Origin of the sequence: Kineococcus sp. GCM10028916, assembly GCF_042674865.1 — a bacterium.
Classification (GTDB): Bacteria; Actinomycetota; Actinomycetes; order Actinomycetales; family Kineococcaceae; genus Kineococcus.
On sequence record NZ_JBHTFM010000021.1, the window covers coordinates 19,074 to 45,811 of the forward strand.

Annotated in this window: 25 protein-coding genes; 15 read left to right on the top strand and 10 right to left on the bottom strand. The window is 73.2% G+C overall.

Annotated features, from left to right (window positions below):
* Positions 1 to 16: 16 nt before the first annotated feature.
* Positions 17 to 1,447 carry an NADP-dependent phosphogluconate dehydrogenase gene (gene gndA / locus ACFQ46_RS21920; protein WP_380262690.1) on the top strand — a complete coding sequence of 477 codons (1,431 nt, stop codon included), beginning with the start codon at positions 17 to 19 and terminating at the stop codon, positions 1,445 to 1,447.
* Between the two features lie 70 nt (positions 1,448 to 1,517).
* Here the strand turns inward: gndA and ACFQ46_RS21925 are convergent, their stop codons facing one another.
* The 3 genes from ACFQ46_RS21925 to ACFQ46_RS21935 all read right to left on the bottom strand — a co-directional run bounded on the left by ACFQ46_RS21925 (position 1,518) and on the right by ACFQ46_RS21935 (position 3,388).
* Positions 1,518 to 1,757: a hypothetical protein gene (locus ACFQ46_RS21925; RefSeq protein WP_380262077.1), complete on the bottom strand. Its 240-nt coding sequence runs from the start codon at positions 1,755 to 1,757 to the stop codon at positions 1,518 to 1,520.
* A 117-nt stretch (positions 1,758 to 1,874) separates the two neighbouring features.
* Entirely contained in the window at positions 1,875 to 2,528 is a 654-nt protein-coding gene (locus ACFQ46_RS21930; protein ID WP_380262079.1) for a DedA family protein, read from the bottom strand.
* Positions 2,525 to 3,388 (bottom strand): spermidine synthase, encoded by an 864-nt coding sequence (locus ACFQ46_RS21935; RefSeq protein WP_380262081.1) that lies wholly within the window; start codon positions 3,386 to 3,388, stop codon positions 2,525 to 2,527. The genes ACFQ46_RS21930 and ACFQ46_RS21935 overlap by 4 nt, the downstream gene beginning before the upstream one ends.
* Positions 3,389 to 3,440: 52 nt before the next feature.
* Between ACFQ46_RS21935 and ACFQ46_RS21940 the strand changes: the two genes are divergently transcribed.
* The 6 genes from ACFQ46_RS21940 to ACFQ46_RS21965 all read left to right on the top strand — a co-directional run bounded on the left by ACFQ46_RS21940 (position 3,441) and on the right by ACFQ46_RS21965 (position 7,988).
* Entirely contained in the window at positions 3,441 to 3,668 is a 228-nt protein-coding gene (locus ACFQ46_RS21940; RefSeq protein WP_380262083.1) for a hypothetical protein, read from the top strand.
* A gap of 28 nt (positions 3,669 to 3,696) precedes the next feature.
* On the top strand, positions 3,697 to 4,368 hold the full coding sequence (locus ACFQ46_RS21945; RefSeq protein WP_328291938.1) for an EcsC family protein: 672 nt from the start codon (positions 3,697 to 3,699) through the stop codon (positions 4,366 to 4,368).
* Positions 4,369 to 4,371: 3 nt separating this feature from the next.
* Positions 4,372 to 4,731: a YkvA family protein gene (locus tag ACFQ46_RS21950; protein WP_380262085.1), complete on the top strand. Its 360-nt coding sequence runs from the start codon at positions 4,372 to 4,374 to the stop codon at positions 4,729 to 4,731.
* Between the two features lie 62 nt (positions 4,732 to 4,793).
* The gene (locus ACFQ46_RS21955) at positions 4,794 to 5,837 is read left to right on the top strand and encodes a DUF4192 family protein (protein WP_380262087.1); all 1,044 of its coding nucleotides are present in this window, start codon (positions 4,794 to 4,796) and stop codon (positions 5,835 to 5,837) included.
* A gap of 49 nt (positions 5,838 to 5,886) precedes the next feature.
* Positions 5,887 to 6,288 carry a universal stress protein gene (locus tag ACFQ46_RS21960; protein WP_380262089.1) on the top strand — a complete coding sequence of 134 codons (402 nt, stop codon included), beginning with the start codon at positions 5,887 to 5,889 and terminating at the stop codon, positions 6,286 to 6,288.
* A gap of 185 nt (positions 6,289 to 6,473) precedes the next feature.
* Complete coding sequence (locus ACFQ46_RS21965) at positions 6,474 to 7,988, top strand: RNA polymerase sigma factor (protein WP_380262091.1); 1,515 nt, start codon at positions 6,474 to 6,476, stop codon at positions 7,986 to 7,988.
* An 81-nt stretch (positions 7,989 to 8,069) separates the two neighbouring features.
* Here ACFQ46_RS21965 and ACFQ46_RS21970 read toward each other — a convergent pair whose 3' ends face one another.
* Together ACFQ46_RS21970 and ACFQ46_RS21975 are read right to left on the bottom strand one after the other, a co-directional pair.
* The gene (locus tag ACFQ46_RS21970; protein ID WP_380262093.1) at positions 8,070 to 8,564 is read right to left on the bottom strand and encodes a DUF456 domain-containing protein; all 495 of its coding nucleotides are present in this window, start codon (positions 8,562 to 8,564) and stop codon (positions 8,070 to 8,072) included.
* 36 nt (positions 8,565 to 8,600) lie between these two features.
* Entirely contained in the window at positions 8,601 to 8,804 is a 204-nt protein-coding gene (locus ACFQ46_RS21975; protein WP_380162484.1) for a hypothetical protein, read from the bottom strand.
* Positions 8,805 to 9,062: 258 nt separating this feature from the next.
* Between ACFQ46_RS21975 and ACFQ46_RS21980 the strand changes: the two genes are divergently transcribed.
* The 7 genes from ACFQ46_RS21980 to ACFQ46_RS22010 all read left to right on the top strand — a co-directional run bounded on the left by ACFQ46_RS21980 (position 9,063) and on the right by ACFQ46_RS22010 (position 16,783).
* Complete coding sequence (locus tag ACFQ46_RS21980) at positions 9,063 to 11,144, top strand: type IIA DNA topoisomerase subunit B (protein ID WP_380262095.1); 2,082 nt, start codon at positions 9,063 to 9,065, stop codon at positions 11,142 to 11,144.
* Entirely contained in the window at positions 11,141 to 11,356 is a 216-nt protein-coding gene (locus ACFQ46_RS21985) for a hypothetical protein (protein ID WP_380262097.1), read from the top strand. The genes ACFQ46_RS21980 and ACFQ46_RS21985 overlap by 4 nt, the downstream gene beginning before the upstream one ends.
* The gene (locus ACFQ46_RS21990; protein WP_380262099.1) at positions 11,353 to 11,811 is read left to right on the top strand and encodes a PTS sugar transporter subunit IIA; all 459 of its coding nucleotides are present in this window, start codon (positions 11,353 to 11,355) and stop codon (positions 11,809 to 11,811) included. The genes ACFQ46_RS21985 and ACFQ46_RS21990 overlap by 4 nt, the downstream gene beginning before the upstream one ends.
* The gene (locus ACFQ46_RS21995) at positions 11,808 to 12,104 is read left to right on the top strand and encodes an HPr family phosphocarrier protein (RefSeq protein WP_380262101.1); all 297 of its coding nucleotides are present in this window, start codon (positions 11,808 to 11,810) and stop codon (positions 12,102 to 12,104) included. Before ACFQ46_RS21990 ends, ACFQ46_RS21995 begins: the two co-directional genes overlap by 4 nt.
* On the top strand, positions 12,097 to 13,770 hold the full coding sequence (locus tag ACFQ46_RS22000) for a phosphoenolpyruvate--protein phosphotransferase (protein ID WP_380262103.1): 1,674 nt from the start codon (positions 12,097 to 12,099) through the stop codon (positions 13,768 to 13,770). The genes ACFQ46_RS21995 and ACFQ46_RS22000 overlap by 8 nt, the downstream gene beginning before the upstream one ends.
* Before the next feature lie 121 nt (positions 13,771 to 13,891).
* Positions 13,892 to 15,454: a carboxylesterase/lipase family protein gene (locus ACFQ46_RS22005; RefSeq protein WP_380262105.1), complete on the top strand. Its 1,563-nt coding sequence runs from the start codon at positions 13,892 to 13,894 to the stop codon at positions 15,452 to 15,454.
* A 9-nt stretch (positions 15,455 to 15,463) separates the two neighbouring features.
* Entirely contained in the window at positions 15,464 to 16,783 is a 1,320-nt protein-coding gene (locus tag ACFQ46_RS22010) for an ATP-binding protein (protein WP_380262107.1), read from the top strand.
* 9 nt (positions 16,784 to 16,792) lie between these two features.
* Here the strand turns inward: ACFQ46_RS22010 and ACFQ46_RS22015 are convergent, their stop codons facing one another.
* From ACFQ46_RS22015 to ACFQ46_RS22035, 5 genes are all read right to left on the bottom strand, one after another.
* Positions 16,793 to 17,839, bottom strand: a complete 1,047-nt coding sequence (locus tag ACFQ46_RS22015) for a hypothetical protein (RefSeq protein ID WP_380262109.1) — start codon at positions 17,837 to 17,839, stop codon at positions 16,793 to 16,795.
* A gap of 24 nt (positions 17,840 to 17,863) precedes the next feature.
* Complete coding sequence (locus tag ACFQ46_RS22020; RefSeq protein WP_380262111.1) at positions 17,864 to 19,432, bottom strand: AbgT family transporter; 1,569 nt, start codon at positions 19,430 to 19,432, stop codon at positions 17,864 to 17,866.
* On the bottom strand, positions 19,429 to 20,772 hold the full coding sequence (locus tag ACFQ46_RS22025) for a M20 family metallopeptidase (RefSeq protein ID WP_380262112.1): 1,344 nt from the start codon (positions 20,770 to 20,772) through the stop codon (positions 19,429 to 19,431). Before ACFQ46_RS22025 ends, ACFQ46_RS22020 begins: the two co-directional genes overlap by 4 nt.
* Positions 20,773 to 20,851: 79 nt before the next feature.
* Positions 20,852 to 23,341 carry a DNA topoisomerase (ATP-hydrolyzing) subunit A gene (locus tag ACFQ46_RS22030; RefSeq protein WP_380262114.1) on the bottom strand — a complete coding sequence of 830 codons (2,490 nt, stop codon included), beginning with the start codon at positions 23,339 to 23,341 and terminating at the stop codon, positions 20,852 to 20,854.
* Between the two features lie 38 nt (positions 23,342 to 23,379).
* Positions 23,380 to 23,991, bottom strand: coding sequence for a nitroreductase family protein (locus tag ACFQ46_RS22035; protein WP_380262117.1), 612 nt, complete (start codon positions 23,989 to 23,991; stop codon positions 23,380 to 23,382).
* Positions 23,992 to 24,017: 26 nt separating this feature from the next.
* Between ACFQ46_RS22035 and ACFQ46_RS22040 the strand changes: the two genes are divergently transcribed.
* Positions 24,018 to 26,708: a GNAT family N-acetyltransferase gene (locus ACFQ46_RS22040; RefSeq protein ID WP_380262119.1), complete on the top strand. Its 2,691-nt coding sequence runs from the start codon at positions 24,018 to 24,020 to the stop codon at positions 26,706 to 26,708.
* Positions 26,709 to 26,738 lie beyond the last annotated feature (30 nt).

The following is a 26,738-nucleotide window of genomic DNA, read 5'->3' on the forward strand; positions in this document are numbered from 1 at the left end:
GACCGGTCTCGCGACCATGGGCCGCAACCTGGCTCGCAACATCGCCCGGCACGGTTACGTGACCGCCGTGCACAACCGCAGCGACGCCAAGACGAAGGCCCTGGTCGAGGAGTTCGGCGACGAGGGCACCTTCGTCCCCGGCTACTCCGCCCAGGAGTTCGTCGACTCCCTCGAGTCCCCGCGCACGATCATCATCATGGTGAAGGCCGGCGGCCCGACCGACGCCGTCATCGACGAACTCGCCCCGCTGCTCTCCGAGGGCGACATCCTCGTCGACGCGGGCAACGCCCACTTCGCCGACACCCGCCGCCGTGAGGCCGCGCTGCGCGAGCAGGGCATCCACTTCGCCGGGGTCGGCGTCTCCGGGGGCGAGGAGGGCGCGCTGCTCGGGCCCTCGATCATGCCCGGCGGCTCCGAGCACGCCTACGCCAAGCTCGGCCCGATCTTCGCCGACATCGCCGTCTCCGTCGACGGGACCCCGTGCTCCACCCACGTCGGCGCCGACGGGGCCGGGCACTTCGTGAAGATGGTGCACAACGGCATCGAGTACGCCGACATGCAGCTCATCGCCGAGGCCTACGACCTGCTGCGCCACGGCCTGGGTCGCACGCCCAAGCAGCTCGCGCAGGTGTTCACGTCCTGGAACGAGGGCGACCTGGAGAGCTTCCTCATCGAGATCACCGCCCGGGTCCTCGACAAGGACGACCCGACGAACGAGGGCACCCCGCTCGTCGACGTCATCCTCGACGAGGCCGAGCAGAAGGGCACCGGCCGCTGGACGGTGCAGACCGCCCTCGACCTCGGCACCCCCGTCTCCGGCATCGCCGAAGCCGTCTTCGCCCGCGCCCTGTCCGGTCACGCCGAGCAGCGCAAGGCCGCGCAGCCGCTGCTGCCCGGTCCCACCAACGACACCGCCGACGGCGCCGAGGGCGCCGGCGGGTTCGTCGCCGAAGCCGACGCCGAGGCGTTCATCGACGACGTCCGCGCGGCGCTGTACGCGTCGAAGGTCGTCGCCTACGCGCAGGGCTTCGACATGATCCGCGCCGGTTCCCAGGAGTTCGGCTGGAACGTCGACCCGGGGGCGATGGCGACGATCTGGCGCGGCGGCTGCATCATCCGCGCCAAGTTCCTGGACCGCATCAAGGACGCCTACGCAGGCGCGCCGGAACTCCCGTCGCTGCTGCTGGACCCCTACTTCGCGCAGGCCGTGTCGGAGGGTCAGGAGGCCTGGCGCCGCGTCGTCGTGCACTCCGTGAACTCCGGCATCCCCGCGCCGGGGTTCTCCTCCTCGCTGGCCTACTACGACGGCCTGCGTCGCGAGCGGTCCTCCGCAGCCCTCATCCAGGGGCTGCGCGACCTCTTCGGTGCGCACACCTACAAGCGCACCGACCGCGACGGGAACTTCCACGTGGACTGGTCCGGCGACGGGTCCGAGTCGCAGGGCTGACCCACCGCCCACGCAGAACGCCCCCTCCGGACCCGGAGGGGGCGTTCGTCGTTCGAACCAGCCGGGCGGATCAGTCGTAGAGGTCGTCGTCGTGGACGCTCAGCGTCCCGAACCCGTCGCCCACGACCGCGTGCCGGGGCACCGACAGCGTGACCGTGAAGCGCGCCTGGGCGTCGTTGACCACGTCGTCCCCGGCCACCGGCACCACGACGGACCCCGTGAGGCGACCGGCGGGGATGGTCACGTGGGTCCAGGTCGGGGTGATGCGGCCGTCGAGGGCGGCCGCCGCGGTGTCGACCTCCACGGTCACCGGGACGGTGGAGCGTCGCGACCCCCTCAAGGCAGCGCGGGCACCCTGCTCCGCCGCTGCGCTGGACGCTCCCACACGTGATCTTGTGACACGAGGAACGCACAGCGTCGGTTCCGGTCAGCCCACGCGTTCCCGCCGGCGGCTGCGCACCCGTCGGGCGACGGCCCACACCAGGACCGCCGCGATGGCGGCGTAGAAGGCGTAGTCGAGGTAGTGGCCGTAGCTCTCGACGAGTTCGTACTGCGTCCCCAGCGCCATGCCCAGGCCGATCAGCAGCCCGTTCCACAACCCGCTGCCCAGCACCGTCAGCAGCGAGAACTTCAGCAGCCCCATCCCCGCCGCCCCCGCCGGCAGCGAGATGAGGCTGCGCACCCCGGGGACGAAGCGACCGGTGAAGACGGCCGCCCCCTCGTGGCGGTGGAACCACTCCGCGGACTTCGTGACGTCGGAGGCGTCCATCAGCGGGATCCGGTCGGTGATCCGGGCCGCGCGCTGCAGCCCGACCACCTTCCCCAGCCAGTAGAGGACGAGTGACCCCAGGAACGCGCCCCCGACGGAGAACAGCACCACGGCGACCAGCCCGATGCGGCCCTGCTGGACCTGGTAGCCGGCCAGCGGCAGGACGACCTCGCTGGGGATCGGCGGGAACACCACCTCCAGGAAGCTCATCAACCCCACGCCGGGGGCCCCCAGGGTGTCGACGGTCTCGAGGACGAACCCGGTGAGACCCCCGGTCTGAGAGTCGGCGGGCGGGGCCAGGGTCGTGCTCATGCGTCGGGTTCCTCCGGGGAGCTCGGCGAGATCGCGTCGTCGGTCACAACGCCCGCCCCCGCGCAGAAGTGCCGGGCGTCCTCGCCCGCGACGAGGCGGGCCGGGGCGGCGCCACCCGACAACGCCCGGACCAGGGCCCGCTCGGGCAACGGGGACTGCGAGGCGACGAGCAGCGCGTTGCCGTAGCGGCGGCCCCGGAACACCCCGGGCTCGGCCATCAGCGCGACGTGCGCGAAGACCGATCCCGTCGTCGCGAGCTCGGCCCGCGAGTGCGGCATCGGTGGGCGGTCGGCGAGGTTCGCGATCCACACCCCGCCCGGGGCGAGCACGCGGTCCACGTCGCGCAGGAACTCCGCGGTGACCAGGTGGCCGGGCACCCGGTCGCCGGCGAAGGCGTCGCGCACCACCACGTCCTGGGTGCCGTCCGGGACGGCGCGCAGCCCCTCGCGGGCGTCGGCCACCTTGAGCTTGAAGCCGGCGGCTCCGCTCGCCCCGAAGCTGGCGCGCACCAGGTCCACCAACCGCTGGTCGACCTCCAGGACCAGCTGACGGGACCCCGGTCGCGTCGCGGCGACGTAGCGCGGGAAGGCGCAGCCGGCACCCCCGAGGTGGACCACCCGCAGCGGACCCTCGTCGTGGACGGCGTCGATGACGGCGGCCGTCCACTGGTGGTACTCGAAGACCAGCCGGGTCGGGTCGGCCAGGTCGACGTAGGAGCTCGGGACCCCGTTGACGTGCACCGTCCACCCGTCGGGATCGTCGCGGTCCTGCTCCAGACGCGCTGTGCCCGTGGTGATCAGGGCCTCGCCCTCCTCGGGTCGGGGACCTCGGGTGCGACGGGCGGGACGTGGGGCGGACACCCCCCGATCCAACCAGTTGAAGTTCTCCCGCGGTCCTGCCGAGGTACTCAGCATGTCGACCTTCCTGGAGATGTGCCTCCTCGCCGTGTTCGTCGTCCCCTTCCTCCGCGACCGCCGCGCCCTGCGTCGCCGGGCCGACCTCTCCCGCCTCCCGCAGCTGGACCGGCCCCCGGTCGGCGCCGACCAGCGCCTGCCCCGCGCCTGGGCCCGTCGCCGCTACGTCGAGGACGGCGTCGCCGAGGTGTCCGCGTTCCTCAGCGAGCAGGATCCCGCGCGCTGAGCGGCGTTCTTGCGGCTAGCGTCGTGATGTGAGCCACGACGTGCAGAAGACCTCCGCCACTCCGCCGCCGGGAGGTCTCGAGGGACGTGCCGCCGACCTCGTCCAGCGCCTCCTCGCCGTCGGCATCGACGGCCTCGGCCCCTTCGACAGCGCTGCGGAGGTCGCGCGGTCGGCGCTCGAGCGGCACCCGAGCACCGAGTCGGCCGTGCACGCCGTCCTGCGCCAGCACACCCGTCTCATCGCCGGCAACGGGTTCGTGACCGGTCTCGGCGGACTCGTGACCATGCCGGTGGCCCTGCCCGCCAACGTCTTCGGCTTCCACGTCCTCGCCGTCCGGGCCGTGGCCGCCCTCGCCGAACTGCGCGGTTACGACACGTCGCTGCCCCAGGTCCGTTCCGCCGTCCTGCTGACCCTCGTCGGTGCCGACGCGACCGACGTGCTCAAGGCCGCCGGGCTGCCCACCGGTGGACGCATCGCCGGGCTCGTCACCTCCCGCGTCCCGCGACCCGTCCTGATGCTCGTCAACAAGGGCGTGGGCTTCCGGTTGATCGCGCGCTTCGGGACCAAGACGTTGCTGCGGGTACCCGCCCGCGCGCTGCCCGTCGTCGGTGGCGCCGTCGGTGCCGGGGTCGACGCCGTGATGTTCCGGCGCATCGCCAAGGCCGCCGAGCACGGCCTGCCGCCGCACAAGGGCGACTGAGTCGTGGCCGTCCGCACCGCCGCCCTGCCGGTCCTGTGGCGCACCCTGCGTTCCGGGACCCGTCCCGGCACCCCCGGTGTGGGGACCAGACTCACCCAGCTGCCCGCGATGGTCGCCGACAGCGTGCGCGGCCGCTACACCGGAGCCGGACGCTCCCGGCTGGCCTGGGCCGCGCTCGGGCTGGTCTACGTCGTCTCGCCGGTCGACGCGTTGCCCGAGGCCTGGTTGCCGCTCGTGGGCCTGCTCGACGACGGTGTCGTCGCCGCCTGGGTCGCCGGGTCGGTGCTCGTGGCGACGGAGGACTACGCCGCGTGGCGCGCCCGCGGCGGACGTCCGGCCGTGCACAGCCTCGGCCGGGACTGACCCCCACCCGGACCTGTGGACGGGTGGGGGAGTCGCGGTCGCCCCCGGTCGAGGCTTCGGTCATGTCCTCCTCCGCCCCCTCGCAGCAGCCCGGGACCGTGGTCGCCGCCGGCCCCGCGCAGCTGTTGGCCCTGGTCCCCTTCCACCTCGGGTTCCGCCCTGCCGACAGCCTGGTGCTGCTGGAGGTGAGGACCCCCCGACCCGGGAGCACCCGCGAGCGGCTCGGGGTCGTCCTGCGGGTGGACCTGCCGCCCACGGACGACGACGCGGCCGTCTCGGCCGTCGCCGCCGGCGCCGTGCGTGCCGTCCTCGACCGTGCGGAACCCGCGGCCCGGCTCCTCGTCCTCGGCTACGACCCCGAGGCCACCCGCACCGGCGTCCTCACCCCGGGACCCCGCGCGGGCGCCGCCCTGGCCGCGGTGTCCCGCCTGCTCGGCGCCCGGGGGCGTGACGTCCTCGACGTGGTCGTCCTCACCGACCACCGCTTCCGCTCGCTGACCTGCGACCTCGCCCGCTGCCCCCGCGAGGGCACCCCGCTGTCCACGGCGGACGTCGACCGGGTCGTCGCCGAGGCCATCGGCCTCGGGCTGGGCGTCGCCCCCGACCGTGCGGCCGCGCTGCCCCCCACGACCGCCGTCGAGGCCGGACGCCGGTCCGTGGCCTCCGCCGCCCGACGCGCCGCGACGCGGCCCTGGACCCCGGGTCGCCGCCGTGCCCTGCTGGCCGAGTGGGACGCCGAGCTCGACCGTCGCGCCGAGGGCACGACGACGGCGCTGCCCGCCCCGGAGTTCTGCGGGCGCCTGCTGGCGGGGTTCGACGACCTCGCGACCCGTGACGCGATCCTCCTCGCACCGGCCCTGCGCGAGGAGTCCGACGGTCGGCGCAGCGTCCTGGCCGCGGCGCTCGCCGTCGACGTCGCCCGGCACGCGAGCGGAACGGCGGCGGCCGGGGCGTGGGCGGTGGCCGCGTGGTCGTCCTGGAACGGCGGGGACGGGGTGCGGGCCGGTGCCGCGGCCGAGGAGGCGTTGCGCCGGGACCCGGGGCAACGGCTGGCCCGGCTGGTCCTGCAGCTCCTGCTCGTGGGTCGCCCGCCGTGCGGGGACTGAGCGCGTAGTACGGTCACGCCGTCCATCAACGGCGTCTGGAAGGTGCGGCATGGGGATCGTCGTCGGGTACGTGGCCAACCCGGAGGGCCGAGCAGCCCTGGAACGAGCCGGTGAGGCGGCGCTGCGCTACGCGGTCCCGCTGGTGGTCGTGCACAGCCGGCGACCGGGGCGTGAGGTCGACGCCGCCGACGCCGAGCAGCTCGCCGGGGTCCACGCGTCGGTGCAGGAGAAGCTCGCGGCCGCCGGGCTCGCCCACGAGATGCGGGACGTCCCCGACTCCGAGGATCCCGCGGACGACCTCATCACGGCGGCCGAGGAGACGGGCGCCTCGCTCATCGTCATCGGCCTCCGTCGCCGGACCCCCGTCGGCAAGCTGATCCTCGGCGCCAGCGCCCAGCGGATCCTGCTCGACGCGCCGTGTCCGGTGCTCGCGGTGAAGCCGGAGGACTGAGCCCGCCGGAGGGGTCGCGCCCACGCCACGCACGCCGTTCGGGCGGTGTCGTGCGCGCGATCCACCGGGTTCGTGCCACAATCGTGGTTTGTCGTCCTCAGTGGGCATAAGCACTCCGCCCGCGGTGTTGACGTTGTCGGCTGCTGCCCGCGCAGCCTCGTTCCGCCCACGACGAAAGGCAGTCCGTGTCGTCGGTACCGACCTCCCGGCCGCTCCCGCCAGAGTTCGCTTCCGCTCCCTTCCAGGAGCTCCTGCAGCACGGAACCACCCACGGCTACGTGGATGCGCACTCCGTGCGTGTCGCGTGCGAGGACGCGCAGCTGCCCGTGCAGCGCATGAAGGCCGTCCTCCGTGCCCTCGACGACGCCGGTGTGACGGTCAAGGTTCCGGAGGCCGCGCCCAAGCGCGCGGTCGCTGCCGCCTCGGCGCGCCGCACGACGTCCACGGCCACGGCCACCAAGACCGCGCGTCCGGCCGCCAAGCGCGCCGTCGCGCCGACGGAGGGCGACGCCCCAGCGGCCGTGAAGCCCGCCGCCAAGAAGACGGCCACCAAGGCCGCGACGAAGACGGCGACCAAGGCCGCGGCGAAGACCGCGGCCAAGGCCGGCGGCAAGGGTGACGAGCCCACCGAAGAGGTCGACGAGGTCAAGGAAGAAGACCTCGCCAACGAGGACGACGCCGCGACCGAGGACACCACCGAGGAGACCGGCGCCAAGAAGACCGCCGGTGGCTTCGTCCTGCGCGACGACGACGACGACGACGCCCCTGCCCAGCAGGTGTCCACCGCCGGCGCCACCGCCGACCCGGTCAAGGACTACCTCAAGCAGATCGGCAAGGTCGCCCTCCTCAACGCCGAGCAGGAGGTCGAGCTCGCCAAGCGCATCGAGGCCGGTCTCTTCGCCGAGGAGAAGCTGCACTCCGGCGACGACATCGACTCCATCTTCAAGCGTGAGCTGTGGTGGATCAGCGAGGACGGCCGTCGGGCCAAGAACCACCTCCTCGAGGCCAACCTCCGCCTGGTCGTCTCGTTGGCCAAGCGCTACACCGGTCGCGGCATGCTCTTCCTGGACCTCATCCAGGAGGGCAACCTCGGTCTGATCCGTGCGGTCGAGAAGTTCGACTACACCAAGGGCTACAAGTTCTCGACGTACGCGACGTGGTGGATCCGTCAGGCCATCACCCGCGCGATGGCCGACCAGGCCCGCACCATCCGCATCCCGGTGCACATGGTCGAGGTCATCAACAAGCTCGCCCGCGTCCAGCGGCAGATGCTGCAGGACCTCGGTCGCGAGCCCACTCCGGAAGAGCTCGCCAAGGAGCTCGACATGACCCCGGAGAAGGTCGTCGAGGTCCAGAAGTACGGGCGTGAGCCCATCTCGCTGCACACCCCGCTCGGCGAGGACGGCGACTCCGAGTTCGGTGACCTCATCGAGGACTCCGAAGCGGTCGTCCCGGCCGACGCGGTGAGCTTCACGCTGCTGCAGGAACAGCTCCACTCGGTGCTGGACACCCTGTCCGAGCGTGAGGCCGGCGTGGTCTCGATGCGCTTCGGTCTGACCGACGGTCAGCCGAAGACGCTCGACGAGATCGGCAAGGTCTACGGCGTGACGCGTGAGCGCATCCGTCAGATCGAGTCCAAGACGATGTCGAAGCTGCGTCACCCGTCGCGCTCGCAGGTCCTGCGCGACTACCTCGACTGAGGAGACCGGCTCCACACGAACGGCCCGGCAGAGGGGTTCCCTGCCGGGCCGTTCGTCGTTCCCTGACCGCCCGTGGCGGGCTCAGCGCAGCGTGAGCGCGCCCACGACCCAGAGGACGGTCGCCGCCAGCCCCGCGGACGCCTCGAGGGCGACGCTGAGCCCCACGCCCTTGAGGGCGACCACGGTCGCCGCCCACGCGGTCCTGGCCCGGCCCCCGACGGACTCCGCCCAGGCGAGCTCGGTGAGGAACACGCCGAGGACGAACCCGATCGGCAGCCCCACGACCGGGATCACGAAGAACCCGACGATGCCGAGGGCGGCTCCGAGCAACAGGGTGGTCCTGCGGACCCCTGCCCGGGTCATCCGGCGGCCCGGCAGCAGGTACATCGCGACCTGACCCGCGGCGAGCAGGACGGCGGCGCCGGCGAAGAACAGCCAGGCCGACCCGCCGGTGGTCACGGCCCAGACGAGCAGCCCGAGGGCGATGAGGACGGTGCCCGGCAGGACGGGCACCACGATCCCCACGAGGCCGACCGCGATGGTCAGCGCAACGACGACGAGCCCGGCATCACCCATGGTGATGCCGGGCTCGTCGGAGCTCGTGGAGCAGGGTCAGCGCTCGTCGGGAGCCGCGGACGCCGACGTCGTCGCCGCCAGCTTCTGCGACTCGTCGTGGATGTCGGCGCCGGCCTGACGCAACGCGTCGCGGTGCTCGCGGCCGTGGTGAGCGCAGAAGAGGAGCTCACCACCGGCGTTGAGCACGACTCGCACGTAGGCCTGGGCACCGCACCGGTCGCACCGGTCCGAGGCAGTCATGTGGTCGTTGCTGAGGGTGGTGCTGGTAGCGGTGGTCACTCCGCGACTCCTTCCGGGTCGTGCACGCTGGCGGGCAGCTGCTGCTCCCACCGGACACTCTTCCCCAACCTTCGGCAGCCCGCTCGCGTTCCCACGCCGTTGGAGCATTCCGTTCGCTCGTAGCGGAGGTGTTGTGCGTCACACCGACCCGGCGAACGGGCAGCCGGGAGCGGCGTGTAGCGCCACGGTCACCCGCTCGAACACCCGTACCCTTCCGGGGTGACTCCGCCCAACCCCGCATCGGACGACAAGTACACCGCGGCCAACCTCCTCGTCCTCGAAGGACTCGAGGCGGTCCGCAAGCGTCCGGGCATGTACATCGGTTCCACCGACTCCCGCGGTCTCATGCACTGCCTGTGGGAGATCATCGACAACTCCGTCGACGAGGCCCTGGGTGGCCACTGCTCGCTGATCGACGTGATCCTGCACCAGGACGGTTCCGTCGAGGTCCACGACGACGGCCGCGGCATCCCCGTCGACGCCGAGAAGCGCACCGGGCTGTCGGGGGTCGAGGTCGTCTTCACCCACCTGCACGCCGGCGGCAAGTTCGGCGGCGGGTCCTACTCGGCCTCCGGGGGCCTGCACGGGGTCGGCGCCAGCGTCGTCAACGCCCTCTCCTCCCGCCTCGACGTCGAGGTCGACCGGGGCGGCAAGACCTACGCGACGAGCTTCCGGCGCGGCACTCCCGGTCGCTACGCCGGCGAGGGCCCCGACGCCGACTTCACCCCCGAGCAGGGACTGGCGATCACCGGACGCGCCAAGCGCGGGGTGACCGGGACCCGCGTGCGCTACTGGGCGGACCGGCAGATCTTCCTCAAGGAGGCCGCGTTCTCCTACGAGGACCTCGCCGCCCGCGCCCGCCAGACGTCCTTCCTCGTCCCCGGTCTGCGCATCGTCGTCCGCGACGAGCGCTCGGGGGAGCCGACCGAGGAGGTCTTCCAGCACGACGGCGGGATCAGCGAGTACGCCGACTACCTGACCCCCGACGCCCCGGTCACCGCGGTGTGGCGCCTGCAGGGCGAGGACACCTTCACCGAGACGGTGCCGGTGCTCGACGACTCCGGTCACATGAGCCCCCAGGAGGTCACCCGCGACTGCGTCGTCGACGTGGCGCTGCGCTGGGGCACCGGGTACGACCCCACGATCCGCACCTTCGTCAACATCATCTCGACGCCCAAGGGCGGCTCGCACCTCGCCGGGTTCGAGCAGGGCCTGTTCGCGGCGGTGAAGAAGCAGGTCGACGCCCAGGCCCGCCGGCTCAAGGTCGGCAAGGACGAGAAGCTCGAGAAGGACGACATCCTCGCCGGGCTGACGGCCGTCGTCACCGTGCGCCTGGCCGAACCGCAGTTCGAGGGTCAGACGAAGGAGGTCCTCGGGACGGCGGCCGTGCGGGCCATCGTCCGCAAGGTCATCGAGAACGAACTCGGCGCCGTCTTCGCCTCGCCCACGCGCGACGACAAGGCGCAGGCCACCGCGGTGCTCGACAAGGTCGTCACCGAGATGAAGTCGCGCATCTCGGCGCGGCTGCACAAGGAGACCCAGCGTCGCAAGAACGCGCTGGAGAGTTCCTCGCTGCCGGCGAAGCTCAAGGACTGCCGCTCCGACGACGTGTCCAACACCGAGCTGTTCCTGGTGGAGGGTGACTCCGCGCTGGGCACCGCCATGGGTGCCCGGAACTCGGAGTACCAGGCCCTGCTCCCGTTGCGCGGCAAGATCCTCAACGTCCAGAAGGCGTCCGTCACGGACATGCTGAAGAACGCCGAGTGCGCCTCGATCATCCAGGTCGTGGGCGGCGGTTCCGGGCGCAGCTTCGACCTCAGCGCCGTGCGCTACGGGAAGATCGTCCTGATGACGGACGCCGACGTCGACGGCGCGCACATCCGCACGCTGCTGCTGACGTTGTTCTTCCGCTACATGCGCCCGCTCATCGAGGCCGGCCGCGTCTTCGCCGCGGTGCCGCCCCTGCACCGGTTGGCGGTGACGACGCCGGGCAAGAAGGGCAAGGAGATCATCTACACCTACTCCGACGCCGAGCTGCGCAAGGTGACCGCGGACCTGAACCGGCGCAACCGCCACTACGGCGAACCCCAGCGCTACAAGGGTCTGGGGGAGATGGACGAGGACCAGCTCGCCGAGACGACGATGGAACGCCAGCACCGCACCCTGCGCCGGGTCACGGTCAACGACGGCGCCGTGGCGGACAAGGTCTTCGAACTGCTCATGGGCAACGACGTCGCCCCCCGCAAGGACTTCATCATCGCCGGCGCCGAACGGCTGGACCGTGGTCGCATCGACGCGTGACCCGGGCGGGCGGGGTCGACGGCAGTCGCCTCGAGGCCCTGCTCGCCCCGCAGCACGTGGACGCGGTGACCGTCGGCACCGCCGGGACGATCCGCACGAACACCACCGTCGTGGAACGCGACGGCACCACCACGGAGCTCGACGACCTGGTGGGCCGGGATGTCCGTGTCCTGGCCGATCCCGAGACCCTCGTGAAGGACCTGCAGCGATGACCGACCTCACCGCCCCGGAACTCGTCCTCGTCGACCTCCAGGCGACCGATCGCGTCGACGCGACCCGTCAGCTCGCGCAGACCCTCGCCGACGCCGGCCGGGTCACCGACCTCGAGCAGTTCCTCGCCGACGTCGCCGCCCGCGAGCAGCGGATGGCGACGGGGATCCCGGGTGGCGTCGGCCTGCCGCACGCGCGTTCCGCGGCCGTCACCGTGCCCAGCCTGGCCATCGGGCGGGTCCTGGACGGGAACGGGATCGACTGGGGCGCACCCGACGGTCCCGCCGACCTGGTGTTCCTCGTCGCCGTGCCGACGACCGGCGAGGCCGACCACCTCACGATCCTGACCGCCCTGGCCCGCAAGCTCGTGCACGTCTCCTTCCGCGAGGCCCTCCTCGGTGCCCCTGACGCCGAAGCCGTCGCCGCGACCGTCCTGGAGCAGGTGCACGGACGATGACGTGCGTCGCGGTGACCCCCGTGTCCACCGCCACCCGGACCGCTGTCGTCGCCTCCCGCGTCGGCCTGCACGCCCGCCCGGCGTCGCTCGTCGTCCAGGCCGCCGCGGCGACCGGACTGCCGGTGACCATCGCCCTCGGATCCGGTGACCCGGTCGACGCCCGCAGCATCCTCCTGGTCATGGGGTTGGGCGCCCAGCACGGCGACGAGGTCGTCCTGACGGCGCAGGGGGACGGCGCGGAGGCGGCGTTGGAGACCCTCGCGGGCCTCGTGGAGACCGACCACGATGCGTGAGTTGTCGGGGGTGGGCGTCGGCTCGTCGGCCGCGGTGGGGACGGCCGTCGTGCTCGCCCTCCCCGCCCGCCCGCCCGCCGACGAACCGGCGGCCGCGGACCCGGTGACCGCCGGGGCGGACGTCCGCGCCGCGTTCGACGCCGTCGCGAACTCCCTGCGCGCCCGTGCGGAGCGGGCCGGCGGGACCACCGCCGACGTCCTGCAGGCGACCGCGCTGATGGCGGCGGACCCCGGTCTGCCGGCCGAGGTCGAGCGCCGACTGGCTCTCGGCACCGGTCCGGCGACGGCCGTCGACGAGGCCGTGGAGACGTTCTGCGAGATCCTCGCGGCCGGCGGCCCCCACCTCGCCGAGCGGGTCACCGACCTGCGTGACGTCCGCGACCGGGTCGTCGCCCGGGTCCTGGGACTGCCCGAGCCGGGTGTGCCGGGACTCTCCGGTCCCTCGGTGGTGATCGCCCGCGACCTCGCCCCGGCCGACACCGCGGCGCTGGACCTGTCCCGGGTCGTCGGGATCGTCACGGAGCTCGGCGGCCCGACCAGCCACACCGCGATCGTCGCGGCCCAGTTCGACCTCCCCTGCGTCGTGCGGGTCGAGGGGGCGCTGGGGATCACCGACGGGTGCGCCGTGGCGGTCGACGCCCGCTCCGGTTCCGTGACCCTCGATCCCGGGACCGGACTCCGGTCGGCGATCGAGACCCGTCGTGCGGTGCGCGCCGAACTCGCCGCGTCCGCCGGGGGGCCCGGCCGGACGGCCGACGGGACCGGCGTGCAGCTGCTCGCCAACGTCGGGACCCTGGAGGCCGCCGAACGCGCTGCCGCGCTGGACGTCGAAGGGATCGGGTTGTTCCGCACCGAGGTGCTCTTCCTGGACCGGAACTCCGCGCCGACGCTGGAGGAGCAGACCGAGGTCTACGCCCGCGTGCTCAGGGCGTTCGGTGACCGCAAGGTCGTCGTGCGCACCCTCGACGCGGGAGCGGACACACCGCTGGCCTTCGTCGCGCTCGCGGCCGAGGAGAACCCGGCCCTCGGCGTCCGGGGGCTGCGCACCGCCCGCCGGCACCCGGACCTGCTCGACACCCAGCTGCGGGCCCTGGCCGCGGCCGCCGAGATCAGCGGCACCCGGCCCTGGGTCATGGCGCCCGTGGTCGCGACGCCCGAAGAGGCCCGCGGTTTCGTCGACCGGGCCCGCGCGGCGGGCCTGCGCGAGGTCGGCGCGATGGTCGAGGTCCCGGCCGCTGCGCTGCGGGCACCGCACCTGCTCGCCGCGGGGCTGGACTTCGTGAGCATCGGGACCAACGACCTCACCCAGTACACGATGGCCGCCGACCGCCTCGAGGGTGATCTCGCCGACCTGCTCGACCCGTGGCAGCCGGCGGTGCTGCAGCTGGTGGGTCTCACCGGTGCGGCCGGTGCCGCGGCGCAGGCGCCCGTCGGTGTCTGCGGCGAGGCGGCCCGCGATCCGCTGCTCGCGCTGGTCCTCGTCGGTCTGGGCGCCACCAGTCTCTCGATGGCTCCCGCGGCCGTGCCCGCCGTCCGGTTCGCGTTGTCGCGCACGACCTCCGTGACGTGCCGGGCGATGGCGGAGGCGGCGCTGGCCGCGGTGACCCCGGCCGACGCGCGCGCCGCTGCGGCGCGGCTGGCCGATCCCGAGGTCGTCGCACGGTAAAGTTCTTCGGGTCACGAGGGAGCACGCCGCGCGCTCCTGACGGATCCCTCGACGGGACGTCCCCCCGGCCTCGTCGAGGGGTCCTTCAGGAACGCGCGGCGGACGTCGGGAGGAGCGGGCGATGCCCAGGGTCGTCGTCACGACGGCGGGTGGAGTCCGAGGTCGGGCGGCCCGGCGCGGAGTGGTCTCCTTCCTGGGCATCCCCTACGCAGCCCCACCCGTGGGCGTCCGTCGCTTCGCCGCGCCCACACCGGTGGAGCCGTGGTCCGGGGTCCGGCCCGCCGACGAGAACGCCCCGGTCGCCCCGCAGGACCCCCGCTCCGGCTACGGGTGGACGCCGCGGTCCGGGGAGGACCACCTCACCCTGGACGTGCACGTCCCCGAGGCGTTCACGCGCGGTCTGCCGGTCCTCGTCTGGATCCACGGCGGCGGCTGGGTCTCGGGTTCCGGCTCGGCCCCGGGCTACCACCCGGCCGCGTGGGTCGCGCGGGGTTTCGTCGTCGTCTCCATGAACTACCGCCTCGGCTTCGAGGGGTTCGGGGCCGTCCCCGGTGCCCCGCACAACCGCGGCCTCCTCGACCAGATCGCCGCCCTGCGGTGGATCCAGGACAACATCACCCCGTTCGGTGGTGATCCCTCGCGGGTCACGATCGCCGGTCAGTCCGCCGGTGCGTCCTCGGTCGCGGCGTTGACCTGCGCCCCGGTCGCCCGGGGGCTGTTCACGCGCGCCATCGCGGCGAGCATCACGGGGGAGACCTACACCGTCGCGCAGGCGGAACGGGTGGCCCGTCACGTCGCCCGCGCCGCGCGCGTCCCGGCCGACCGCGAGGGGTTCGCCGGTCTGCCGCCGATCCGGTTGTTGGCCGCCTCCGACGCGGTCGCCCAGGACCTCGCGGCCGATCCGGACGCCGGCCCGCGGGGTTCCGTCCCGCTGCTCTACCACCCGGTCGTCGACGGCGAGGTGGTCACCGCACCGTTCATGGAGGGGCCCGGCGCCGGCGGCGACCCGGCGGTCGACCTCATGGTCTCGAGCGTCGCCGACGAGTGGAAACTCTTCTCCCGCAGTGGTTTCGCCCCCGTCGCGAAGACCTGGGACGCGGTCGTCGATTTCGCCCTGGCCGTGGGTCTGCCCGCGGCGGCCGTGGAGGAGTACCGGGGTTTCCTGCCCGGGGCGGACCCGGGCACGGTCGGGGACGCGCTCCTGAGCGACGGCCTGTTCGCGGAACCGTCGCGGCGTTTCGCCCGCGCGCACACCGCCCGCGGGGGCCGGACGTTCCTGTCCCGGTTCACCTGGCGTTCCCCGGCCCTCGGTGGCCGGTTCGGCGCGACCCACGGTCTCGACGTGCCGTTCGCGTTCGGCAACCCGCAGGCGATGGAACCCTTCCTGCACGCCGTCCCGGTGCTGCCGTTGGCCCGACGGGTCCCCCGGCTGGGTCCCCGGCTGCGCGGGGTGTTCCCCACCCCGGCGAGTTCCGCGCTGTCCCGGCGGATGGTCGCGGCGTGGACGTCGTTCGCCGCCGACGGTGACCCGGGCTGGCCGGCGATCGACGTCGAGGGGACCCCCGTGCGGGTCTGGGGTTCCCAGGACTCCCTCGACCTCGCGTCGGACCCGCGGGAGCGCATCTGGGCCGACGTCGAGTTCCAGCCCTACGACGAGGTCGCGCTCCGGACCGCCAGGACGTAGCGTCGGGCGGTGCTCCCTGACGACGACGACCTCGGTCTCGCTCTCGCCCGCAGGCTGTCGGCGGAACCCGCCGACGTCCGTCGGGCGGTCGCCCTCGTGGGCGAGGTCCTCTCCGGCGGTAGTCGCTCGACGGTCACGGCGAACGGTTTCGTGGAGGCCCACCTCGAGCTGCCGCACACGTCGCTGGTGTCGGAACTCGTGGAGCTGACCAACACCCGCGCGATCTCGGTGGGGGCGGCGCTGGCCGACCTGGTCGAGGTGCACGGTGCGGCGCTGGGCCCGGTCGAGGACGACGAACCGCCCACCTGGCAGCGCATCGACCTCCTGGACGAGCACGTCTCCGTCCCCACCTCGACGGCGGCGTTCTTCCCGGCCGGGACGGCCGCCGCGGCCGACGTCGTCGTGCAGCTCGCCCAGCACGAGTACGCGCCGCAGCCGGCGTCGCTGCGGGTGCTCTCGCGGCCGGGCGACCACGCCGCCGCGCGCGGCCTCGTGGACTCCCTGCTCGCGACGGCCCGTCGGGACAAGGGCTTCTACCGGGGCCGCATCCTGCACGCCGACGCGCACCTCCCGCTGAAGCTGAAGCCCACCGCGTTGGGTCCGGGAGGCCGGGCCGACCTCGTGCTCCCCGCGGCGGTGTGGGCCGAGATCGACGCCAACGTCGCGGCACTCACCACCCGGGCGGAGCTGCTGCGCGACCTCGGGCTCGGGACCAACCGCGGGGTGCTGCTGGCCGGTCCGCCCGGGGTCGGCAAGAGCGCCCTCAGCCGGGTCGTCGCCCGTGAACTCGCGGGTGACTTCACGGTGATCATCGTCGACGCCTCCGCGGCCTCGTCGGTGCTGCGCCAGGTGTACCGGGAGACGGCGGACCTCGGACCGAGCGTGGTGGTCCTCGAGGACGTCGACCTCTACCTGGGGGACCGCAAGGCCGGGGCGCGCGGCACCGCGCTGGCCGACTTCCTCGCCGTGCTCGACGGCACCGAGGAGTACCGCGACGTGCTCACCATCGCCAGCACCAACGACCCCGCCGCCCTCGATGCCGCCGCGACCCGCTCCGCCCGCTTCGACGCCGTGATCCACCTCGCCCCGCCGGACCAGGAGGCCTGCGAGGCGATCCTGCGCCGTCTCCTCGGCCGCTTCGGTGAGACCGCCGTCGACTGCGCCGCCCTCGCCCGTCAGCTGCCGCCCGGGGTCACCGGGGCCGACCTGCGGGAGGTGGTGCGCCGCAGCGTCCTCGGCCACGGCGCCGATCTCACCACCGAGGTCCTCCTGCAGGTCGTGCGGGAAGGGCGCTGGCAACCCGCAGCCCTGACCGGCAACTACCTGTGAGGTGGACGCTCAGCCCTTGAACCAGTCGGGCGCCGTCGCCGACTTCGCCCAGTACGAGAGCCCGGCCCTCGACCCGTCCGCCGTCACCTCGTCGGTGAAGGTGACGTACTTCCCGACGGCCCAGCGGGGGACCGCGATCTCGCCGTACTCCCCGTTGCCGGCGTAGACGTTGTCGCGGAACACGATGTTCTCCATGAGACCCCGTGCGTTCTCCGGTGCCTTCTGCATGACCGAGTAGGAGCCGTCGGAGAAGAAGTTCCCCTCGACGAGGATGTTCCGAGTGGGGGTGCCCAGGTTCTCGCCGTCCACCCGCGGACCCTCGGAACCGAGGATGACGGCGGAGTTCCCCTTCGAGCCGTCGACCCGGACGGCGAGCAGGGACGAGTTCCGGACGGTGGACCAGACCCCGTCGGCGTTGTCCGCGCCCGTCGACTGCACCCCGTCGGTGTGGACCCGGCTGCCGTTGGGCAGCCGCGCGATGGACTGACCGTCGGTGAGGCAGGTGTCGATGGTCGCGTTCGCCCCGAGCCGGAAGGCGTCCTCGCAGCGGGTGACCCAGACCCGTTCCGCGGTGTAGTTGCCGTACCCGATGGCCGTGCCGTGGTCGGTGTCGGAGGCCCCGCGCACCACGCAGTCGTGCAGGTGCAACGACGCTCCCCGGTGACGCGCGGAGTTCACCCGGATCTTCGGGTCCCCGGTGCTGGTGATCCGGCAGTACCGGATCGTCACGTCGCGGTGGTTGATGGTCACGAGGCCGCGGAGGTCGACGAACTCGAGGACCTCCCCGTCCGCGGAGCTGGTGAACGAGCTCCTCCGGGGGGTGAGCGACGTCCCGACGGGGACGCCGACGTGCTCGTACCCGGTCATGCCGGTGGGGATGCCCGCGGCTCGCGAACGCGCCGTCCGGACGGCGAGGGTGTCGGCGGTGTCGACGGTGTCGACGCTGTCCGGGGTCACCGCGGGCGGGCTCGGGTCCGACGGTCCTGACGACCCCCGCAGTCCCAGCCCGACGCCGCCCAGCAGCCCGAGGCCGAGCAGGTGGCGACGTGAGGGCACGGGCCCACTGTGCCACCCCGGACCTCACATCCGTGCGTACTGCCCCGGCCCGAACGGCAGGTCCAGCACGAACCACAGGCTGAGCATCAGCACCCACGCGATCCAGAAGCAGATCGTGAACGGCAGGAACCGGGCGATGAGGGTTCCCAGCCCCGCCTGGGGTTCGTAGCGGCGGACCATCGCCAGCACGAGCACCAGGTAGGGGTTCAGCGGGGTGAGGATCTGGGTGGCGGAGTCGCCGACGCGGAACGCGGCCTGGGTGAAGGCGGGTTCGTAGCCGAGGAGGGCGAACATCGGCACGAACACCGCACCCATGATCGTCCACATCGAGGACCCCGAGGTGATGAACAGGTTCAGCAGCGAGGCCAGGACGATGAAGGCGATGATCGCCTCGAAACCGTCGAGGTCCAGGGCGTCGAGGCCACCGGCACCCGAGACGGCCATCCACGACCCGACCCGGGACCAGGTGAACAACGCGACGAACTGGCCCAGCACGAAGGCCAGGACGATGAACGGGGCCATGTCGCGCACGGCCTCGCCCATGGCCTTCGGGACGTCGACGAGGTGACGCAGGGTTCCCGTGGACCGGCCGAAGGCCAGCGCGGGGACGGCGAGCAGGGAGAACACGATGAAGGCGACGGAGTCCAGCAGCGGGGACTCCGGGAGGTAGCCGCCGCTCTCGTTGCGCATCGGCGAACCCGGGACGACGGTCAGCGCGACGAGGACCGCGGCGGTGAGCAGCGCGGCGAGCCCGGCCCGGCGCAACCCGCGGCGGTCGTCGCGCGAGACGGACAGGTCCGAGACGTCCTCGACGGTCCCGATGCCCTCGGAACCCTCCTGCTGCGTGGTCGGAACTCCCTGCCGGGTCAGCCGGGGTTCCAGCACCTTGGTGATGAGCAACCCGCAGACCACCGTGAGGACGAGCGAGCAGGCGATGTTGTAGAACCAGTTCGACACCGGCGTCACCGGGGTTCCCGCGTCGGGCAGCGACGCCGTCACCGACTGGGTGATCCCCGAGAACAACGCGTCGAGGCTCGTGACGACGAACGACGTCGAGTACGCCGCCCCGGCCGCGGCGAAGGCGCCGAGCAACCCGGCCACGGGGTGGCGTCCGGCGGCCTTGAACACCATGGCCGCCAGCGGCGGGATGACGATCATCACCGAGTCGGCCATCACGTGCCCGACCATGCAGACCGCGGCGACGGCGTAGGGCAGGGCCCACGTCGGGGCCCCGGCGAACGCGACCTTGATGAGCGCGGACATCAACCCGCTGCGTTGGGCGAGACCCACCGCGAGCAGGATCACCACGACCGTCCCCAGCGGGGGGAAGGACACGAAGTTGTCGACGAGGTTCGTCGTGAGCCACCGGATCCCCTCGACGGTGAACAGCCCGCGGACGTCCTGCACCTCCTCGGAACCGGGGATCCGGACGGTCGTCCCGAGCGCCGCCATGACCGTCGAGACGATCGAGAGCACCAGGAACAGCCCGACGAACAGGATGAAGGGATCGGGGATCTTGTTGCCGATCCGTTCGACGCCCCCGAGGAGCCGGTCGGTGCGCGTCGTGGGTGCGGTCTCGACCGAGGAGCTCACGCCAGGAACCCCTCGACGTCGAGGACACCGCCGGCGGCGTCGAACTCGGCCGTGACGGCCGCCAGGAGTTCGGGGTCCGCGAGGACGTCCAGGGCGGTGAGGGCCAACCCGACGGCTCCGTCGAGCACGCCCGCGTCGCCGGAGGGGGACCCGGCCGCGGCGGCGAACTCCGCCGTGTGCAACGAGAGCTCCGGGCCGGAGACGGCGAGCATCGGGTGGATCGAGGGGACCCGCACGCTGACGTTCCCGAGGTCGGTGGAGCCCGACAGGGTCTCCGGGACGACCCCCGGGGGCAGCGCGGTGCGTCCGCGTCGCTGCTGGTGCGTGGTCCACCGCGCGGCCATCTCCAGGTTCGCGCGGATCGGCAGGTACGCCGGCCGGCGGTCCCACTCCAGCTCCACCCCGCACCCGGTCATCGCGGCCGCGGCCCGCAGGATCGTGTCGACCCGCCCGCACAGGTCCGTGAGCGTCGCGGGTTCCGCCGAGCGCACGTAGTACTCCGACACGGCGCGGGCCGGGACGACGTTCGGGCGCTGCCCGCCGTCGACGACGATCCCGTGGACGCGGTCGCTGGGGGTGATGTGCTGGCGCAGCATCGCGATGCCGTTGTAGCCGGCGACGACGGCGTCGAGGGCGTTGCGTCCCATGAAGGGTTGCGCCGACGCGTGCGCGGGAACCCCCGTGTAGGTCGCGCGGACCTGGCGGCGTCCCAGGAAGGGCTGCACGGCGACGTCGTAGCTGAACGGGTGCAGCATCACGACGGCGTCGACCCCCTCGAACGCGCCGTCGCGGGCCATGACCTCCTTGCCGCCCCCGCCCTCTTCGGCGGGCGTCCCGAGCAGCACCGCCGTCCCGGACACCTCCCCGGAGCGCAGGGCGTGCACCAAGCCGAGGAAGGCCCCCACCGCGGTGGCGCAGATGACGTTGTGCCCGCAGCCGTGCCCGACCCCCGGCAGCGCGTCGTACTCCGCGAGGACGGCGACCGTCGGTCCCGCACCGTGGGAGACGACGGCCTTCAACGCCGTCTCCAGCCCGTGCACCCCGACGGTGGCCTCGACGTCGTGACGGGCGAGGAGGTCGGCGACGGCGCGCACCGAGCGGTGCTCGGCGAAACCCTCCTCGGGGTGGGCGTGCAGGTCGTGGCTCAGGGCGAGGAGGTCCGCCCCGAGCGCCTCCACCGCGGCCTCGGTCGCGTCGAGCAGGGCCTTGGAGGCCCCGGCGTGCTCACTCGTCAGCGGGGCCGCGGTGGCCGCGGCCCGGTCGATGCCCGCGCGCACCGAGGTGAGGTAGGTCGTGTCGGGGGTGCTCGGTCGGATCGGGTCGCTCGTCTGCTCGGCCATGCGCATCAGGCCTACTCGCACAGCGAGCCCGTCGCCAGTCCACGACCGGCGTGGCGGCGAGACGAAACACGGAGTTCACCTAGACCTGGGGCGGCCCCGCGATCGCGGCGATCGGGCGCTCCAGCGCGGTACCCGACCCGTCCCGGCGTCCGGGCGTCTCCGGCAGGGCGACGGCGGTACCGGTCGACGTCGCAGCCTCGGCGGGGGCCGGGCCGGCCCACGCCAGCAGCAGCACGTCCTCACCGCGCGCGAAGCGGTGGCAGCGCACCCCGCCGGTCGCGCGGCCCTTGGGCGGGTACTCCGAGAGCGGGGTGACCTTCGCCGAGCCGAGCTGCGAGGCCCCGCTCGTCGAGTCGCCCGCGACGGTCACGACGACGGGGTTCTCGGCGTCGCCCGCGACGGCGGTCATCGCGACCACCCGGGCGCCGGGGGAGAGCTTGATCCCGGCCATGCCGGCCGCGGGACGACCCTGCGGACGGACGGCCGAGGCGGAGAACCGCAGCAGCTGGGCGTCGGAGGTGATGAACACCAGTTCCTCCTCGCCGCTCGTCAGCTGGACCGCCGCGACGACCTCGTCCTTCTGGCGCGGGCCGAGGTCCTTCAGCGTGATGACATCGACCTCGTCGCGGTTGCCCAGCGCTTCCAGCACGACGCGCTTCACCGTCCCGCCGGCGGTGGCGAGGGCGAAACCGGGGTCGTCGGGGTCCTCGACGCCGGGGCTCGGCAGCGGCACGATCGTCAGGGCCCGCTCGCCCTTCCCGAACGTCACGAACTCCTTGACGCCGGTGCCGCCGGAGAGGTTCGGCCGCCCCGCCGTCTCGGGCAGCGTCGGCAGGTCCAGCACGGGAACCCGCACGAGGCGTCCCGCCGAGGTGATGACCCCGACGAAACCGCGGGCCGTCGCGGGCGCCGCGGCGAGCACCAGGTCGTGGCGGCTGCGCCGGCCCTCGGTGCCCAGGGGTTCCACCGAACTCGTCCGCGCCAGCAGACCCGCCGAGGACAGCAGGACCCAGCACGGGTCGTCGGAGATCTCCAGCTGCGTCGGGACGGCCGCCGAACCGGTCGCCGGGCCGGAGGCGGTGAGCAGCACCGTGCGGCGCGGTGTCCCGTGCTCCGCGGCGACCGCGCCGAGTTCGTCGCTGACGAGGGTCCGCAACCGGTTCTCGTCGTCCAGGATGGCCCGGAGCTCGGCGATGGTGGCCCGCAACTCGGCCTGCTCGCGTTCCAGCTCGATGCGGGAGAACCGCGTCAGGCGGCGCAGCTGCATGTCCAGGATGTAGCGACCCTGGTTCTCCGACAGGGAGAACCGCTCCATCAACCGGCTCAACGCGGCCGGGGCGTCGTCGGAGGAACGCACGATCGCGATGACCTCGTCGATGTCCAGGATCGCGACGAGCAACCCGTCGACGAGGTGCAACCGGTCCTGGGCCTTCTCCAGCCGGAACTGCGTCCGGCGGCGCACCACGTCGAGGCGGTGGCCGATGAACACCTCGAGGAGTTCCTTCAACCCCAGCGTCCGGGGCTGACCCTCGACCAGGGCCACGTTGTTGATGCCGAAGGACTCCTCCATCGGCGTCAACCGGTAGAGCTGCTCCAGCACGGCCTCGGGGACGAAACCGTTCTTGACCTCGATGACCAGGCGCATCCCGTTGTGCCGGTCGGAGAGGTCGGTGACGTCGGCGACACCCTGCAGGCGCTTGTTCTTGACGTGGTCGGCGATCTTCTCGATCAACCGCTCCGGTCCGACGCCGTAGGGGAGTTCGGTGGCGACGATCGCCTGGCGGCGGCCGATCTTCTCCATCGTCACGCTGGCCCGGGTGCGGAAGGAACCCCGGCCGCTCGCGTAGGCGTCCTTGATCCCCTCGAGGCCGACGATGCGCCCGCCCGTCGGCAGGTCCGGGCCCGGGATGAAGCGCATCAGGGCCGGGAGGTCCGCCTCGGGGTGGCGGATGAGGTGCTTCGCCGCGTTGACCACCTCGACGAGGTTGTGCGGCGGCATGTTCGTGGCCATCCCGACGGCGATGCCGCTGGCCCCGTTGACGAGGAGGTTCGGGAACGCGGCCGGCAGGACACCGGGTTCGGTGAGCCGGTCGTCGTAGTTGGGGACGAAGTCGACGACGTTCTCGTCCAGACCCGTCGTCATGAGCAGCGCGGCCGGTGCCATCCGCGCCTCGGTGTAGCGCTGCGCGGCGGGACCGGCGTCCAGGGACCCGAAGTTCCCGTGCCCGTCCACCAGCGGGAGGCGCATCGTCCAGCTCTGGGCCTGGCGGACCAGCGCGTCGTAGATCGCGACGTCGCCGTGCGGGTGCAGCTTGCCCATGACCTCGCCCACGACGCGGGCCGACTTCACGTGCGCCCGGGCGGGGACCAACCCCATGTCCTGCATCATGTACAGGATGCGGCGCTGGACGGGTTTCAGACCGTCCCGGGCGTCGGGCAGGGCGCGCGAGTAGATGACGGAGTAGGCGTACTCCAGGAACGCCCCCTGCATCTCCTGCTCGACGTCGATGTCGACGATCCGCTCGGGAACGTCGGACGGCGGCGGCGGAGGTGCGGACTTGCGAGGCATGAGCCGCATTCTGCCGTCCCGCAGGGCGCGATCGTGTCCTAGCCGCCCCAGGGCGCGTCGAAGCGGCCGTCGTGGACGGTGTCGGCCAGGGTCCGCCGGTGGGCCCTCGAAGGGCGCGAGGCCTCGTCGGCGGCGGGGTGGCCCAGGGTCAGCGCGGCGACGACGCGGCGGTCCGCGGGCACCCCGAAGGCCTCCCGCACGGCGGCGTGGGCGGCCGTGGGGACCCCGAACAGGCAGGCGCCCAGTCCTGCCTCGACGGCCGCGAGCAGCACCAGCAACCCCGACATCCCGGTGTCGACGTCCGGCCAGGACACCTCCCAGTGCGCCGCGTCCCGGTCGGGCCCCGGCTTGTCCGGCGCGGCGTAGCGGCGGGCGTAGGCGCCGGGGTCGGCGAGCAGGACGACCAGGACGGGAGCGGTGCGCATGCCGGCCAGCCACCCGTCGGCCGGACCGGGCTGCGCCGTGCGCGCCCAGAACAGCTCGCGGTCGCCCGCGCTGCGCAGGACCAGCAGGTCGCGGCCCTGGCTGTTGCCCGCGCTCGGGGCCCGCAGCGCCGCGCTCAGCACGCGCCGCAGCACCTCCTCCTCCACCGGGGCGCCGTCGTAGCGGCGCACCATCCGACGTCGGGCCAGGACCTCCCAGAACTCCACGCCCCCATCGTCCTAGGATCACCACCATGCCGCTGCCGCCTGTGGGTTACCCGACCCGGTGGGAGGCCGACGTGGCCCTGCGGGACGGCGGGACGGCGCACGTGCGCCCCATCCGGCCGGACGACGCCGACCTGGTGGCCGACTTCCACGTCCGCCAGTCCGACGAGTCCCGCTACTTCCGCTTCTTCGCCCCGATGCCGCGCCTCTCGCGTCGTGACCTCGCCCGCTTCACCCAGGTCGACCACGTCGACCGGGTCGCGCTGGTGGCGACCGTCGGCGACGACATCGTCGGCATCGCCCGCTTCGACGCGGCCCCCGTGCGACCCGGCAAGCCCCGCTCGGCCGAGGTCGCCTTCAACATCTCCGACGCCCACCAGGGCCGCGGGCTCGGCTCGGTCCTGCTCGAGCACCTGGCCGCCGCGGCCCGCGAGCGCGGGATCCGCCGGTTCACGGCCGACGTCCTGCCGCAGAACGCGAAGATGATCGGGGTCTTCCGCGAGGCCGGGTTCGAGGTGCGCCAGGGCTACTCCGACGGCGTCCTGGAGGTCTCCTTCGACATCGACCCGACCCAGCGCTCCCTCGACGTCATGCGGGCCCGTGAGCAACGCGCGGAGTCGCGCAGCGTCACGGCGCTGCTCTCCCCGTCCTCGGTCGTCGTGATCGGGGCCCGGCGCACCCCCGGCACGGTGGGACACCGGTTGCTGGCCGACCTCGTGACCGGTGGGTTCACCGGCGCGATCCACGCCGTCAACCCCGCCGCGGTGGGGGAGACGCTGCTGGGGGTCCCGCTGCTCGCGTCCGTCCGCGACATCGCCGACCCCATCGACCTCGCCGTCATCGCCGTGCTGCCCGCCGCCGTCATCGAGGCCGTCAACGACTGCGCCGCAGCGGGTGTGCGCGGCATCGTGGTGGTGTCGTCGGGTTTCGCCGAGACCGGCCCCGAGGGGGCGGAACTGCAGCGGGAACTCGTCCGCATCGCCCGGGCGAACGGCATGCGCGTCATCGGACCGAACTCCTTCGGCGTCGTGAACACCGACCCGGCGGTCCGGCTGAACGCCTCCCTGGCCGAGGACGTCCCCCGGGCGGGGCGGTTCGGGCTGTTCAGCCAGTCGGGCGCGCTCGCCGTGACCGTCCTCAGCTCGGCGCAGCGCCGGGGGCTGGGCATCTCGACGTTCGTCTCGGCGGGCAACCGGGCCGACGTGTCCGGCAACGACCTCATGCAGTTCTGGCACGACGACGACGCGACGGCGGCCGTCGGTCTCTACCTGGAGAGCGTCGGGAACCCACGCAAGTTCAGCCGGGTCGCGCGCGGGCTCGCCCGGCGCAAACCCGTCATCGTCGTGAAGTCCGGCGCGTCGGGGTTCGGCGTGCCGCCCGGGCACGCCGTGCGGGCCTCGCAGGTGCCCTTCGAGGTCGTCGACTCGATGCTGCGCCAGGCCGGGGTCATCCGCGTCGAGAACGTCCACCAGCTCTTCGACGTCGCCCAGGTCGCCGTCGAGCAGCCCCTGCCCGCCGGGTCGCGGATCGCCATCGTCGGCAACTCCGACGCCCTGGGGACCCTGGCCGCCGACGCCTGCGTCAGCTGGGGCCTGCAGGTCGTGCACGGCCCCAAGGCCGTCCACCCCGAGGCCGGCGCCGAGGAGTTCACGGCCGCCCTGCGGGCCGCCTTCGCCGATCCGGAGGTCGACGCCGTCGTCGCCAGCTGGGTCCCCCCGACGGCGACCGTCGACGCGACCGTCGCCGTCGCCGTGGCCCGCACCGCCGGGGAGGGGGGCAAGACCTGCGTGACGTGCTTCCTCGGCACCCGCTCGGTGTCCGCGACCCTCCTCGGGGTCGACGCGGGCGCCCCCGACCTGCCCGACGTCCCGACCGTCCCCAGCTTCCCGACCCCCGAGGACGCCGTCCGCGCGCTGGCGGCCGTCGTCCGCTACGCGCACTGGCGGCGCAAGGACCGCGGCCGGCCGGTGGCCCCCGAGGGCGTCGACCTCGCCCTGGCCCGGACCCTCGTCGAGGACGCCCTGCGCGAGCACCCCGAGGGGACGAACCTGAGCCGCGACGCACGGACCGCGCTGCTGGAGGCGATCGGGGTCCCGCTGCTGCCCCGGGCCGAGGTCGACGGCGTCGAGGAGGCCGTGGAGGCCGCGGAACGCTTCGGCTGGCCCGTGGCCCTCAAGACCGTCGGCGAGGAGCTCTCGGGGCGCCAGGACCTGCGCGGGGTGCGCCTGGGGCTGTCCACCCCGGACGCGCTGCGGGACGCGGTGGGGGAGATGCGCGACGTCTTCGGCGACGGGGCCCGCACGCTGGCCGTCCAGCCGATGGCCCCCCTCGGCGTGCCCTGCCTGGTCCGCAGCGACGAGGACCCGCTGTTCGGCCCCGTGCTGTCCTTCGGGATCGAGGGCGATCCGCTGGACCTCATGGGGGACATCGCCTACCGGATCCCGCCGCTCACCGACGTGGACGTCTCCGACCTGGTCCGCTCCGTCCGGGCCGCGCCCAAGCTCTTCGGGCACCGCGGCTCCCCGCTGCTGGACGTCACCGCGCTGCAGGACGTCATCGCCCGCGTCGCCGTCGTCGCCGACGCGCTCCCGGAGATCGCGGAACTCCGCCTGTCGCCGGTGCTCGTCGCCGAGCGGGGGGTGAGCGTCCTGGACGCCGTCGTGCGGGTCGCCGCACCCCAGGGCCGGGCCGACCCCGACCGGCGGACCCTGCCACTGTGAGCCTGCCGTTGTGAGGCGCGGCCGCGACGT